The organism is Blautia sp. RTP21359st1_E11_RTP21359_211015 (genome assembly GCF_040910705.1).
Taxonomy (GTDB): domain Bacteria; phylum Bacillota; class Clostridia; order Lachnospirales; family Lachnospiraceae; genus Blautia_A; species Blautia_A fusiformis.
On record NZ_JBDGAB010000040.1, the window covers coordinates 19,846 to 34,556 of the forward strand.

The following is a 14,711-nucleotide window of genomic DNA, read 5'->3' on the forward strand; positions in this document are numbered from 1 at the left end:
ATGAGGACAATAAGTGGAAATCAAACGAATTGAAGGAGAAATCGAAGCCATCCTGTTTGCAATGGGAGAAGCAGTGGAATTACCCCGTATTGCCAGAGCGATCCGTCAGGATCCTACAACAACGGAAAATATCATCCGAAATATGATGATCCGTTATCAGGAAGAAGAGCGGGGGATCCAGATCATAGAGCTCGAAAACTCCTTTCAGCTTTGTACAAAAAAAGAATACTATGATTCTCTTATCCGGATCGCAGCGCAGCCAAAGAAACCCACGCTGACAGACGTTATGCTTGAAACCCTTTCGATCATTGCCTACAAACAGCCCGTTACAAAAGCAGAGATTGAAAAGATCCGAGGGGTAAAATGTGATCATGCCATCAATAAACTGATGGATTATGATCTTGTGAGAGAACTTGGACGTCTGGATGCTCCGGGTCGCCCGATCCTCCTGGGAACCACCGAAGAATTTCTGCGCTGCTTTGGTGTCCAGGGGCTGGAAGACCTTCCGGAAATGGATCCGGTCCAGCTGGAGGATTTCAAGGCGGAAGCAGAGGAAGAGATCCAGCTGAAGCTGGACGTATAACAAATAACACGGACAGATGCCGGTTTACGGGACCTGTCGGACAGATCAGAAAACAGAAGAGGAGTGACGAAAATGCCCACAACATACGCACATGATCTTTTTGGAAAAAGGGTTTACCGGAAACTTTCCGCAAAATTACAGCATCTGATCCGAAGCAACGGAAATCTGTACCGGATCGGACAGCATGGTCCGGATATCCTGTTTTATTATTTTATATCCAAAAATCCGGTGACACAGTACGGAGTGCAGATGCATGGACGGAAAGCAAGAGAATTCTTTGAAAAGGGCATGGCGAAGGTCCGGGAGGAAAAAAATCCTGCACTGATGGCTTACCTGCTGGGGTTCGGATGTCATTATATCCTGGATTCTACCTGTCATCCTTACGTCAATCAGGTAGCTGCCGAGGGGAAAATCTCACATACGCTCTTTGAGAAGGAATTTGACCGTATGCTGATGTATGAAACCGGCAAAGATCCATTGCGTTTTTATCCGTCGCATGGGATCCGTGCCAGTTTTCTCAGTGCATGGACGATACACCAGGTACTGCCGGCGATCCGTACCTGGAACATTTATCTGTCATTGAAAATGATGAAGATATTCACCTGTATTTTGGTATGTGATGATGGAGGAAGGAAGAGACGCCTTTCGGAACATGCCCTTTCCCCCGCAGGAAAAAAGATATCTGCGTTTATTACCGAATTTTTTATGAGCCCGGAGCCGGAGATCGACTGTAGGGAGGAGCTTCTTAAGCTGGACAGTCTGATGGAAGAGGCACTTGCCAAGGCACCGGATATGCTGGAAGAGCTTGCTGCACTTGCAGTCAGGCCAGGACATCTTTCTGACAGATGGGATCTGACCTTTAACGGATGATTGATCCCGGCAGACAATAGATACAAGTGATATCTGAATGCTATCCCCGCATAAAATTAAATATAACAGTTACTGTAAACAGTTATATGAACCGTGTACGGGGTGATGCATTATGAGCAAACGGCGTATGGCCGCTGTCGTGCTGGTGACAGCGGTCCTTATTATTTGTCAGATCTTTCCGGTAAAGGCGGCAGATGACGAAAATCTATATGCACTTTCTGCAGTTCTTATGGATGGGGAGAACGGCCGTGTGCTGTACGGAAAAGAAGCATACAAAGGACGGCCGAATGCCAGCACCACAAAGGTAATGACCTGTATTCTTGCTCTGGAGCTGGCAAAGGGAGATGATTACGTACAGGTTTCCGGGAATGCGGCATCTCAGCCACAGACACGTCTTGGCATGCGGGAAGGCCAGCAGTTTTATCTGGAGGATCTTCTCTATTCACTGATGCTGAAAAGCCATAATGATTCCGCAGTGGCCATCGCGGAACATATCGGCGGCTCCGTAGAAGGTTTTGCAGAGAAGATGAATGAAAAAGCAAAAGAGCTGGGATGTAAGGACACACATTTTGTTACACCCAATGGTCTGGATGGAGAAGATGAAGGCGGTATCCATCATACAACAGCCCGGGATCTTGCCTTGATCATGGCGTATGCAATAAAAAATGCAACATTTGTCCATATTACCCAGACCAGAGATTATACTTTCACGGATATCTCAGGAAAAAAGCATTATTCGGTACATAATACCAATGCTTTCCTGGATATGGAAACAGGAGTGATCTCCGGAAAAACAGGATTTACAGGAAATGCCGGATATTGTTATGTCTGCGCAGTCCGACAGGACGAGCGATTATTTATCGTGGCTCTTCTGGGATGCGGATGGCCCGGAAATAAAAATTATAAATGGAGCGATACTAAGAAGCTTCTTTCCTATGGTAGGGAAAATTATCAGTATGTGATGCTGCCGGAGCTTCCGCAGCTGCCTGAGATCCCGGTAACAGAAGCAGCACCGGGAAAAGAAGATCCATATCCGCAAAAGTCCGATCATTCCGGATATCCTCCCAAACAGGTTATGCTGAAAATACACGCAGTACTTTCTGAAAAAGATCGTGGGAAAAGATATCTTCTGAAAAAAACAGAAACGATCACATGGGAAACGGAACTTCCGGATAAGCTACCGGCACCAATACAGAAAAACCAGAAGATCGGTACACTCCATGCAAAGCTCAACGGAAAAGAACTCCTTTCCTGCCTTGCAACCGCCGATGACAAAATCGACAGAATTACCTATAAATGGTATGTGGATAAAGTATTTAAGGATTATTTCCATTAATTTAGCGACCCCTGGCATATGTCAGGGGTTAATTTTTTAACGTTCGTGACGAAAAGTATTGAATTTTCTGCAAAAAAAAGGTACAATTATACTCGGCTGAATTTTTGGTTATATTAATAAAAAAATGGAGGGCATAGTATAATGAGTAATGCGACACAAAGCGTAGCGGCTGCAAGGATCGATTCCCTGCTTGACGCCAACAGTTTTGTTGAGATCGGACAGGCTGTCACAGCCAGAGCTACGGATTTCAACATGACTGAAAAAAAAGCACCTTCAGACGGTGTGATCACCGGATATGGTGTGATTGACGGCAGTCTGGTGTATGTATACAGCCAGGATGCATCTGTACTGAACGGAACAGTTGGTGAGATGCATGCCAAAAAGATCGCCAAAATTTATGATCTCGCTCTGAAAGTTGGAGCACCTGTTATCGGTCTTGTAGACTGTGCGGGACTTCGTCTTCAGGAGGCTACCGATGCACTTGAGGCATTTGGTGAGATCTATCTGAAACAGACACTGGCATCCGGTGTTATTCCACAGATCACTGCTGTTTTCGGAACATGCGGCGGTGGAATGGCAGTTGTACCGGCTCTTACAGACTTTACATTTGTAGAGGAGAAGAAGGGCAGACTGTTTGTAAACACTCCAAATGCACTGGAAGGAAACAGAGTGGAAAAATGCGATTCAGCTTCCGCACAGTTCCAGAGCGAGGAGACAGGACTTGTTGACGGCATCGGAACAGAAGAGGAGATCCTTGGACAGATCCGTACACTGGTCAGCATGCTTCCGGAGAACAATGAAGACAATGACAGCTTCAAGGAATGCACAGATGACCTGAACAGAGTATGTGATGATATTGCAGGCTGCACAGGCGACACAGCTATTGCGCTTTCAAGAATCGCTGATAATGGTGAGTTTTTTGAAACAAAGGCAGCTTACGGCCAGGATGTCGTAACAGGCTTCCTTCGTCTGAACGGAGCTACCGTTGGCGCTGTTGCAAACAGAAGCGAATCTTACGATGCTGATGGCAATAAGACAGAGATTTCCGACGGAACTCTTTCTGCAAGAGGTGCAAGAAAAGCAGCAGACTTCGTAAAATTCTGTGATGCTTTTGAGATTCCGGTACTTACTCTTACTAATGTAACAGGATTTAAAGCTACACTCTGCAATGAGAAGATGATGGCTAAATCTGTAGGTGAGATGGTACATGCTTATGCATCTGCAACTGTACCGAAGGTAAATGTTGTAATTGGTAAAGCATACGGAACTGCATACGTTGCCATGAACAGCAAATCTGTCGGAGCAGATATGGTTTATGCATGGGATACAGCTGAGATCGGTATGATGGATGCTTCCCTTGCAGCAAAGATCATGTATGAGGGAGCTGACGCTTCTACACTGAATGAGAAGGCAGCTGAGTACAAAGAACTCCAGAACGGTATCGCATCTGCAGCAGCAAGAGGATATGTGGATACTGTGATCAAAGCAGAAGATACAAGAAAATATGTAATCGGTGCTTTTGAGATGCTGTTCACAAAAAGGGAAGACCGTCCATCCAAAAAGCATGGAACAGTCTAAGTGAGGTGAGCGTATGAGACAGTTTTATAAAAAGATCTCTTCTGTCTGCATGGCACTTCTTTGCGTGGCCGCACTTCTGATCGGATGCACAGCTACTGCATGGGCTGCTGATGAGATTGATGATTCTGTAAAGAGTCAGCTTGTCACAACAACCAAGGGCCTGACGGATGCGATCATCGCAATGTCCGAGGATGATATCCAGGGATATCTGGAATCAGAGGATGCTTTCACACAGAGTGCTGCAAGTGCATGGGATGGCTCCAGAGAAGAGCTTGGTGAGAAAAAAGGTGATATCGAGGAGAAAGATATCACAGTGGAGTATTCCGATGATCAGTATACCGTTGTTGTTCCGGTATCCTTCGAGAAAAACAAAGCGAATTTCACTTATGTATTTGATAAATCAGGAACCCCGACATCTCTTACAGTTGATGTGAATTATACACTGGCACAGAACATGGAGAAGGCAGCGCTGAATACAGTGATGGGTCTCGGAACTGTATTTGTGATCTTGGCATTCCTGATCTTCGTGATCTCTCTTTTCAAATATATTCCCGGACTTGTGGAAGGAAAGAAAAAAGAGAGCAAACCGGCTCCCGCAGCCGCAGCACCGGCTCCGGTTGCAGCACCAGTTGCTGAGCCTGCTGTTGAGGATGTGACAGATGATGGTGAGCTTATTGCCGTGATCGCCGCAGCGATCGCTGCTTCTGAAGGCAAAACAAGCACAGACGGATTCGTAGTACGTTCCATCCGCAAAGTCAATCGCAGAAAAAGATAATCATTATTTAGGAGGATTTTAAAATGAAGAGTTATACAATTACTGTTAACGGAACAGCATATGAAGTTACTGTAGAAGAGAACGGAAACGCAGCAGCTCCAGTTGCAGCAGCACCAAAAGCAGCAGCTCCGGCTCCTAAGGCAGCTCCGGCAGCAGCTCCTAAGGCAGCAGCTCCGGCAGCAGGCGCAGGTTCTGTTAAAGTTTCCGCAGCCGTTCCTGGAAAAGTTGTAAAAATCGTTGCATCTGTTGGACAGAGCGTAAAAGCTGGTGACAGCGTAGTGATCGTTGAGTCCATGAAGATGGAGATCCCGGTTGTTGCTCCTCAGGACGGAACAATCGCCAGCATCGATGTTGCAGAGGGTGCTGCCGTTGAAAATGGAGATACTCTTGCAACAATGAACTAAACAGGAGGTAGACAAATGTCTTATGTAACAAATACCCTGTCAAACCTGATCCATCAGACAGCATTTTTCAACCTTACCTGGGGAAACTACCTGATGATCGCAGTGGCATGTGTGTTCTTATATCTTGCCATTAAACATGGTTTTGAGCCGCTGCTGTTGGTTCCGATCGCTTTTGGTATGCTTCTGGTAAATATTTATCCGGACATTATGCTGAGCATTGAGGATTCATCCAATGGCGTTGGCGGACTTCTTCATTATTTTTACTTAATGGATGAGTGGAGTATTCTTCCTTCACTGATCTTCCTGGGTGTCGGTGCGATGACAGACTTCGGTCCGCTGATCGCAAACCCGATCAGCTTCCTGATGGGAGCAGCTGCACAGCTTGGTATTTACCTTGCATACTTCCTTGCAATTTTCCTTGGATTTAATGGTAAAGCAGCAGCAGCGATCTCTATCATTGGTGGTGCTGACGGCCCGACTTCCATTTTCCTTGCAGGTAAGCTTGGACAGTCTTCTCTTATGGGACCGATCGCAGTGGCAGCATATTCCTATATGTCCCTGGTACCGATCATCCAGCCTCCGATCATGAAGGCTTTCACAACAGAGAAAGAGCGTAAGATCAAAATGGCGCAGCTCCGTCCTGTTACAAAACTTGAGAAGATCCTTTTCCCGATCGTTATCACAATCGTTGTTTGCCTGATCCTTCCGACAACAGCTCCCCTTGTTGGTATGCTGATGCTCGGAAACCTGTTCCGTGAGTCCGGAGTTGTTAAACAGCTTTCTGAAACAGCTTCCAACGCTCTTATGTACATCGTAGTAATCCTTCTCGGAACATCTGTAGGTGCTTCCACAAGTGCTGAGGCGTTCCTGAACGTAGATACACTGAAGATCGTAGTTCTTGGTCTTGTTGCCTTTGCCTGCGGTACTTTTGGTGGTGTTATGCTTGGTAAGCTTCTCTGCAAGGTTACTCACGGAAAGATCAATCCTCTGATCGGATCAGCCGGTGTTTCTGCCGTTCCTATGGCAGCCCGTGTATCCCAGAAGGTTGGTGCTGAGGCAGATCCTACAAACTTCCTGCTGATGCATGCGATGGGACCGAACGTTGCTGGTGTTATCGGTACAGCGGTTGCTGCCGGTACATTCATGGCGATCTTTGGTGTCTAACCCATTGTCTTATAAAAATTTGTAAGGAGAATAATTATGGCAGAAATAGAGAAAAAACCTGTGAAAGTTGTGGAAACGATCCTGCGTGACGCTCATCAGTCCCTGATCGCTACACGTATGAGCACAGAGCAGATGCTTCCGATCATTGAGAAGCTTGACAAAGTCGGCTACTATGCAGTAGAGTGCTGGGGCGGTGCTACTTTCGATGCTTCCTTACGTTTCCTGAAAGAGGATCCGTGGGAAAGACTTCGTAAACTTCGTGACGGTTTCAAAAACACAAAGCTTCAGATGCTGTTCCGTGGACAGAACATCCTTGGATATCGTCCATATGCAGATGATGTAGTAGAGTATTTTGTACAGAAATCCGCAGCTAACGGTATCGATATCATCCGTATCTTTGACTGTATGAATGACCTTCGTAACCTTCAGACAGCTGTAAAAGCAGCAAACAAGGAGAAAGCACATGCACAGGTTGCAATGGCTTACACACTTGGTGATGCTTACACACTTGATTACTGGACAGATCTTGCAAAACGTATCGAGGATATGGGTGCAGATTCCATCTGTATCAAAGATATGGCAGGACTTCTTGTTCCGTACAAAGCTACAGAGCTTGTTCAGGCTCTCAAAGAGACTGTTAAGATCCCGATCGATCTTCATTCTCACTATACATCCGGTGTTGCTTCCATGACATATATGAAGGCAGTAGAGGCAGGTGTTGATATCATCGACACAGCAATGTCTCCGTTTGCTCTTGGAACATCCCAGCCGGCAACAGAGGTTATGGTTGAGACCTTCAAGGGAACACCATATGATACAGGATTTGATCAGCAGCTTCTCGCTGAGATCGCTGACTACTTCCGTCCGATGCGTGATGAGGCTCTTGATACAGGTCTTCTCAATCCGAAGAACCTTGGTGTAAACATCAAGACTCTTCTGTATCAGGTACCAGGCGGAATGCTTTCCAACCTGACATCACAGCTGAAAGAGCAGCATGCCGAGGATAAATTCTACGAAGTACTTGAGGAAGTTCCGCGTGTACGTAAAGACCTTGGTGAGCCACCGCTTGTTACACCGTCCTCTCAGATCGTTGGTACACAGGCTGTATTTAACGTGATCATGGGCGAGCGTTACAAGGTTGTCACAAAAGAGACAAAAGACGTGTTAAGTGGTAAGTATGGCGCAACAGCCAGACCGTTCAATCCGGAAGTACAGAAAAAATGTATCGGAGATATTGAACCGATCACATGCCGTCCGGCAGATCTTCTGGAGGATGAGCTTGATAAGCTTGAGAGCGAGATGGCACAGTACAAGGAGCAGGATGAGGATGTTCTCACATATGCACTGTTCCCGCAGGTTGCCATGGACTTCTTTAAATATCGCCAGGCTCAGAAGACAAAAGTTGATGAGACTGTAGCAGATACCAAGAACGGCGCATACCCGGTATAAAGCACACATAGAAATGCAGATGCATTTCAAAACAGGAAAAGGAGCTTGCTGTATGCAGGCTCCTTTGTGCATAAAAAAGATAAAAAAGGCAGGATAACAGGTAATGTCCAAAGTTGCGATCATAGGCGGCGGTGCCGCCGGAATGCTCTGCGGTGTATATGCTGCGCGCAGAGGACACCAGGTTCACATACTGGAAAAAAATGAGAAACTCGGAAAAAAGCTTTTCATCACCGGAAAGGGACGGTGCAACGTCACCAATGATTCCGATACCGAAGAACTTTTTCCGGCAGTGATGTCAAACCGCAAATTTCTTTACAGTGCTTTCTACACCTATGGAAGCAGAGATGTGATGGAATTTTTTGAGGAGGCAGGAGTGTCGCTGAAAACAGAGCGTGGAAACCGGGTTTTTCCGGTATCGGATCATTCATCAGATATTATCCGTGCGCTTGAGCGGGAACTGAAAAAATCCGGAGCGCAGATCCATCTTCATACAGAGGTAAAGGAAGTTTGTACACAGGATGAAAAAGTTACCGGTGTATTACTTTCGGACGGTACCTTTTTTGAAGCGGATACTGTGGTAGTTGCCACAGGAGGGCTTTCCTACCCGTCCACAGGTTCCACAGGAGATGGATATCGTTTTGCTGCTGAAACGGGACATAAAGTTGTTTCCCAGTCACCATCACTGGTACCACTGGTGGCAAAAGAAGATTATGTCTCCAAACTTCAGGGCCTTTCCCTTCGGAATGTGGAGCTTACAGTAAAATCCGGCAAAAAAGTTCTCTATAAAGATTTCGGCGAGATGATGTTTACTCATTTCGGAGTGACAGGACCGCTGATCCTTTCCGCCAGTGCCCAGATCGGCAAAAAGCTGGAAAAGGAGCCTTTGGAGGCTTTCCTGGATCTAAAGCCGGCGCTTGATGCAGAACAGCTTGACGCCCGGATCCTGCGTGAATTTGATGCAAATCATAACAAGCAGTTTAAAAATGTGATCGGTGTTCTTTTTCCGTCTTCTCTGACTCCGATCATGATCGAAATTGGCGGTATCCCCGGGGAAAAACCGGTACATGAGATCTCCAGGGAAGAGCGTCAGGCTTTTGGCCGTCTGATCAAGGCTTTTCCGTTTACGATCACGGGAATGGGAGAGTTTAAGGAAGCGATCATCACAAGAGGCGGTGTGTCAGTAAAAGAGATACAGCCATCCACAATGGAATCCAAAAAAATAAAAAATCTGTATTTTACAGGTGAAGTACTGGATCTGGATGCAGTGACCGGTGGCTATAATCTTCAGATCGCATGGTCTACAGCGTATGCGGCAGCTCAGGCGATAGAATAACAGAAAAGAGGAAGGAGCAACGATTATGGGTATTAATATTGCAATTGACGGACCGGCAGGTGCAGGAAAAAGCACAATTGCAAAAAAAGTGGCAAAGGAGCTGTCCTTTATTTATGTAGATACAGGGGCAATGTATCGTGCCATGGCACTTTATCTTCTGGAAAAAGGGATCAGCGGTGACGAAAAAATCTCTGAAGCCTGTCACGATGCGGATATCTCTATCCGTTATGAGAACGGTGAGCAGCAGGTGATCCTTAACGGAAAGAATGTAACTGCGTTCCTCCGTAAGGAAGAGGTAGGAAATATGGCATCTGTAAGCTCTGCAAATCCGGAGGTGCGTGCACATCTTCTGAAGCTGCAGCGCAATCTTGCAGCCGAGAATAATGTAGTTATGGACGGAAGAGATATCGGAACCACCATTCTTCCCAATGCGGAAGTGAAGATCTTTCTGACTGCAAGTGCAAAGACCCGTGCCAGCAGACGATACCTGGAGCTTACAGAGAAGGGTGAAGCCTGCGATATGGATGAGATCCTGAAAGATATCGTTGACAGAGATGAGAGAGATATGAACCGCGCGGTTTCTCCGCTTAAAAAAGCAGAGGATGCTGTTCTTGTTGATTCATCTGAGATGGGAATTGACGAAGTGGTTGAGAGTATCCTTTCCGTATACAGAAAAAGGGTGAACGGATGAATGTAAAAGTTGCAGAAACTGCCGGCTTCTGTTTCGGCGTACAAAGAGCAGTTGACCGTGTTTATGAGCTGATCGGTTCCGATGCAGCACCGATTTATACACTGGGCCCGATCATCCATAATGAGGAGGTTGTCTCAGATCTCGAAAAAAAAGGTGTGGCTGTGATCTGTGAGAAGGATCTTGGCAGCCTGAAGGGCGGCACTGTTGTGATCCGTTCCCATGGAGTAGGCCGCAGGGTTTATAACACGATCAAAAAATATGGTCTCGGATATGTAGATGTTACCTGTCCTTTTGTGCTGAAGATCCACAAGATCGTTGAGAGAGAAAGCTCCAGAGGTGCCCATATTGTGATCATCGGTGATCCGGACCATCCGGAAGTCCAGGGGATCTGTGGATGGTGTCAGGGACCATATACAGTGATCAGAAATGCTGAGGATGCTGAGAAATTCAATATTTCTCCGGAAAAAGAAGTATGTGTAGTGTCCCAGACGACATTTAATTACAACAAATTTCAAGAATTAGTTGAAATTCTCCGCAAAAAGAGTTATGATAATAATGTTTTAAATATTTTAAACATTTTAAACACTATTTGTAATGCTACCGAAGAACGGCAGAAAGAAGCTAAAGCGATAGCCGGAGAGGTAGACACTATGCTGGTCGTAGGTGGCCGACATAGCTCCAATACTCAAAAGCTGTTTGAAATATGTAAAAAGGAATGTGGAAATACTTACTATATACAAACACCTGTAGACTTGGATTCTGAAATGTTCCAATGCAGTAGTTGTGTAGGTATTACAGCAGGGGCTTCCACCCCAAAGAAAATTATTGAGGAGGTTCAAGAACATGTCAGAGTTAAGTTTTGAACAGATGCTGGAAGATTCCGTAAAAACAATCAGAAATGGAGAGATCGTACAGGGTACCGTCATCGATGTTAAAGATGATGAGATCATCCTGAATATCGGCTATAAAGCAGACGGTATCATCACAAAGAACGAGTACACAAACGATTCAAGCGTTGTGCTTACAGACGTTGTTAAACCTGGCGATACCATGGAAGCAAAGGTTCTCAAAGTAAACGACGGAGAGGGACAGGTTACACTTACCTACAAACGTCTTGCTGCAGAGAAAGGCAACAAACGTCTTGAGGAGGCATTTGAGAACCAGGAGGTTCTGAAGGCTCCTGTAACACAGGTACTTGACGGTGGTCTTTGTGTCAATGTTGAGGAAGCAAGAGTATTCATTCCTGCAAGCCTTGTATCTGACACATATGAGAAAGATCTTTCCAAATATGCAGATCAGGAGATCGAGTTCGTTATCACAGAGTTCAACCCAAGAAGACGCCGTATCATCGGTAACCGCAAACAGCTTCTTCTTGCTGAGAAAGCTGAGAAACAGAAAGAGCTTCTTGCTAAGATCAACGTAGGCGATAAAGTTGAGGGTGTTGTTAAGAATGTTACAGATTTCGGTGCATTCATCGACCTCGGCGGAGCAGACGGACTTCTTCACATCTCTGAGATGTCCTGGGGCAGAGTAGAGAACCCGAAGAAGGTATTCAACGTAGGTGATAAAGTTACAGTTCTTATCAAAGATATCAACGGAGACAAGATCGCACTTTCCCTTAAATTCCCGGAGGAGAACCCATGGCTTACAGCTGCTGAGGACTTCGCAGTAGGAAACGTAGTAAAGGGCAAAGTTGCACGTATGACAGATTTCGGTGCATTTGTTGAGCTTGCACCTGGAGTAGATGCTCTTCTTCATGTATCTCAGATCTCCAGAGAGCACGTTGCGAAACCATCTGATGTACTTTCCATCGGTCAGGAGATCGAGGCTAAGGTTGTTGATTTCAATGGCGAAGACAGAAAGATCAGCCTCAGCATGAAAGCACTCGAGGATAATTCTGCAGAGCAGACAGAGGAGTAATTTCTCAGAAGCTGTACAGCAGTTGAATATTTTGAATTTCAGAGGCCGTCACATTTAATTGTGACGGCCTTTTTTTGATTGGAATTGCGTAACAGAGAGATATTATTTAAGAACAGAAAGATAATATGGCAGGCAGTGTTTCAGATAGGTTTTCTGTTTTAAAGGATCATGCAGAAAAGCTTCTGTTACAGGGAACCAGGTGTAACAGGTTTCCCTTTTGGCAGGTCTTCGGAGCTTTTTGTCCATGCAGGCACTTAAGGCTTTTGGTATGGCAGTGTCTTCGGAAGGGATGTAATCGTAATCCTTATAATTGGAGTAGTATTGCTTTAAACGTCCATTTTGAGACTTTACAAGAAGACGGACACAGTTATTCTGTCCAATTATGTAGATTTCTTCACTATGATTTGAAAATTTAACAGGCAGATCGTAATTAGTTTTAATGGTAAAGGCCAATTGATCGTCTTGAATTTCACAATTTAGTGCTTCGTAATCTTCATTGAAAAGAGCAAGATAGGACAGCATTGAGAAAATTTTTCCAAGTCCCAGAAGATCTTCCTGGTTATGTCCCATAACGATCTCTGCCGCTTCCGGTTTCTTTCCGGAAGCGAATTGTTTGTAAAGACGGATGCAGGCACCTCCATCACAGTAGTTCCGTTCAGTGATACCGAGAAATGATTCCATAGAAGGCTGATTCATCCGTGAAAGCTTTAGAAGTCCCTTGAGCGGCTTTAGTTCCCGGTAAAGGTCCAGAGAAGGTAGCTCCGCAAAAGGGGAAGAGAGTCCGTGGATCTGATATCGTGCATCCAGATAAGGCTGGTCAAAGCTGTCACCGTTATATTGGATCGTACATGAAAAATCCTGAAGGAATTCAGAAAATGTTTTCAGAAGTTCAGGTTCTTCCTCTTCGTTTTCAATCATCCACTGGTACATCTGCCAGTTGTTTTCTTCGTAGGCTACAGCACCGATCAGATACAGAAAAGTGGAATTTCGTGATAGTCCTGTAGTTTCAATATCATAGAAAAGCGGTACAAAACGCTCTGAAAATCCATGATTTTTAGTCAATTTTTTAACAGTCTTAAAGTCTGGAAACCCTTGTAAAATCGGCATTTTTTTAACGATCATGTTAATTTTCTCCTTTATGGATTGTATCTGATTATACACAAAAAAATTGCTTTTCAATAGTGCAATTTAAAGTGAAATGAGTTATAGTTATTAGTAGAGTTGATGATAAAAAACAGGAAATGGTACTGGATTTATGTAGGGATTGACAGTGAAAAAATGACTATTATCGCTTCATAAATTAGTTATTCATTTACAGCTTTTTATGAGCTGGTGAATATCTTCTACCGAAGTATATCACAGGATCGTGTCTGGATTCAATCTTTCATACATATCCTGCTCAAAGCAGAAGCTACTTTGTTACTGTTCGCTGGTAATGTTTCGCGAAATGATTTATGGGAGCGAAATATATCTTGTTTGTCTTGGATGAAATAAGAAAAGGAAAATCAGAAACACAGAATCAACTTTAAAAAAGAGTATATGCGCAACGCAGAAATACCATGTACATGTACTTGCAAAAATAAAGGAGGAGATGAGATCTATGGCATTTTTAACCTTCAGGGGTGGTATCCATCCTTATGACGGCAAAGATTTGTCAAAAAACTGTCCTGTCGAGAAGTATCTGCCGAAGGGAGATCTGGCAATTCTTGTTTCTCAGCACATCGGAGCTCCGGCCAAGCCGATCGTAAAAAAAGGTGATCATGTGCTTGCAGGACAGAAAATCGCAGAAGCAGGAGGATTTGTTTCCGCACCGATACACTCGTCTGTATCAGGAACCGTAAAGGGAATCGAGAAACGTCTGACCGCAGTAGGCGCCATGGGTGATGCGATCATCATTGAGAATGACGGTCTGTACGAATCTGTGGAATATGCACCTGCAAAGCTTTCGGATCTTTCCAAGGAGGATATCCTGAAAAGGATTCAGGAAGGCGGAGTTGTTGGTCAGGGTGGTGCAGGTTTCCCGACACATGTAAAGCTCTCACCAAAGGAACCCGACAAGATCGATCATATCCTGGTCAACGGTGCGGAATGTGAGCCTTATATCACCAGTGACTACCGAAGGATGATGGAAGAACCGGAAAGCATTGTTGGCGGTCTGGAAGTAATCCTGAAAGCTTTCCCGAAGGCAGTGGGATGTATTTGTATCGAGGACAACAAACCGGATTGTATTGCCAGGATGAAAGAAGCCATCAAAGGCAAAGAGCGTATGGAAGTAAAAGAGCTTAAGACCAAATACCCACAGGGTGGTGAACGTACGCTGATCTATGCGGTAACAGGCAGAGAGATCAATTCCACTATGCTTCCGGCAGATGTAGGATGCGTGGTTGATAACGTAGAGACTGTTACTTCTGTTTATAAGGCAGTGATCCTCGGACAGCCGGTCATCAGCCGTAATGTAACGGTTACCGGAGACGGAATCCGCACACCGAAGAACTTTTCCGTTCTTACAGGCACAGATCTGTCTGAACTGGTAGATGCTGCAGGCGGACTGAAGGAAAAGATCGCAAAAGCAATCTCCGGCGGACCGATGATGGGATTTGCGCTGTAT

14 protein-coding genes are annotated in these 14,711 nt (G+C 45.1%); 13 read left to right on the forward strand and 1 reads right to left on the reverse strand.

What is annotated here, in order from left to right; translation table 11 throughout:
- Nucleotides 1-13: 13 nt before the first annotated feature.
- From scpB to rpsA, 12 genes are all read left to right on the forward strand, one after another.
- Entirely contained in the window at nt 14-583 is a 570-nt protein-coding gene (gene scpB, locus AB5026_RS13325) for an SMC-Scp complex subunit ScpB (protein WP_022426764.1), read from the forward strand.
- 72 nt (nt 584-655) lie between these two features.
- The gene (locus tag AB5026_RS13330) at nt 656-1,453 is read left to right on the forward strand and encodes a zinc dependent phospholipase C family protein (protein WP_044960811.1); all 798 of its coding nucleotides are present in this window, start codon (nt 656-658) and stop codon (nt 1,451-1,453) included.
- Nucleotides 1,454-1,565: 112 nt separating this feature from the next.
- Nucleotides 1,566-2,789, forward strand: coding sequence for a D-alanyl-D-alanine carboxypeptidase family protein (locus AB5026_RS13335; protein ID WP_173722266.1), 1,224 nt, complete (start codon nt 1,566-1,568; stop codon nt 2,787-2,789).
- A 141-nt stretch (nt 2,790-2,930) separates the two neighbouring features.
- Nucleotides 2,931-4,367, forward strand: coding sequence for an acyl-CoA carboxylase subunit beta (locus tag AB5026_RS13340; protein WP_173722265.1), 1,437 nt, complete (start codon nt 2,931-2,933; stop codon nt 4,365-4,367).
- Nucleotides 4,368-4,380: 13 nt separating this feature from the next.
- On the forward strand, nt 4,381-5,142 hold the full coding sequence (locus tag AB5026_RS13345; protein WP_015524869.1) for an OadG family transporter subunit: 762 nt from the start codon (nt 4,381-4,383) through the stop codon (nt 5,140-5,142).
- A gap of 23 nt (nt 5,143-5,165) precedes the next feature.
- On the forward strand, nt 5,166-5,546 hold the full coding sequence (locus AB5026_RS13350; protein WP_015524870.1) for a biotin/lipoyl-containing protein: 381 nt from the start codon (nt 5,166-5,168) through the stop codon (nt 5,544-5,546).
- 15 nt (nt 5,547-5,561) lie between these two features.
- Complete coding sequence (locus AB5026_RS13355; RefSeq protein WP_015524871.1) at nt 5,562-6,710, forward strand: sodium ion-translocating decarboxylase subunit beta; 1,149 nt, start codon at nt 5,562-5,564, stop codon at nt 6,708-6,710.
- 36 nt (nt 6,711-6,746) lie between these two features.
- The gene (locus AB5026_RS13360; RefSeq protein ID WP_015524872.1) at nt 6,747-8,159 is read left to right on the forward strand and encodes an oxaloacetate decarboxylase subunit alpha; all 1,413 of its coding nucleotides are present in this window, start codon (nt 6,747-6,749) and stop codon (nt 8,157-8,159) included.
- Between the two features lie 103 nt (nt 8,160-8,262).
- A complete protein-coding gene (locus AB5026_RS13365) occupies nt 8,263-9,492 on the forward strand; it encodes an NAD(P)/FAD-dependent oxidoreductase (RefSeq protein ID WP_368213473.1) in 1,230 nt (409 codons plus the stop codon).
- 25 nt (nt 9,493-9,517) lie between these two features.
- Entirely contained in the window at nt 9,518-10,183 is a 666-nt protein-coding gene (gene cmk / locus AB5026_RS13370; RefSeq protein WP_015524874.1) for a (d)CMP kinase, read from the forward strand.
- A complete protein-coding gene (ispH, locus tag AB5026_RS13375) occupies nt 10,180-11,046 on the forward strand; it encodes a 4-hydroxy-3-methylbut-2-enyl diphosphate reductase (protein WP_114002443.1) in 867 nt (288 codons plus the stop codon). Before cmk ends, ispH begins: the two co-directional genes overlap by 4 nt.
- Nucleotides 11,027-12,103: a 30S ribosomal protein S1 gene (rpsA, locus tag AB5026_RS13380; protein WP_015524876.1), complete on the forward strand. Its 1,077-nt coding sequence runs from the start codon at nt 11,027-11,029 to the stop codon at nt 12,101-12,103. Before ispH ends, rpsA begins: the two co-directional genes overlap by 20 nt.
- 102 nt (nt 12,104-12,205) lie before the next feature.
- Here the strand turns inward: rpsA and AB5026_RS13385 are convergent, their stop codons facing one another.
- Nucleotides 12,206-13,225 (reverse strand): ribonuclease H-like domain-containing protein, encoded by a 1,020-nt coding sequence (locus AB5026_RS13385; RefSeq protein WP_129974911.1) that lies wholly within the window; start codon nt 13,223-13,225, stop codon nt 12,206-12,208.
- Nucleotides 13,226-13,703: 478 nt separating this feature from the next.
- On the opposite strand from AB5026_RS13385, the gene AB5026_RS13390 reads away from it, so the two are divergent.
- On the forward strand, nt 13,704-14,711 hold a 1,008-nt coding region (locus AB5026_RS13390), incomplete at its 3' end, for an RnfABCDGE type electron transport complex subunit C (protein ID WP_368213474.1).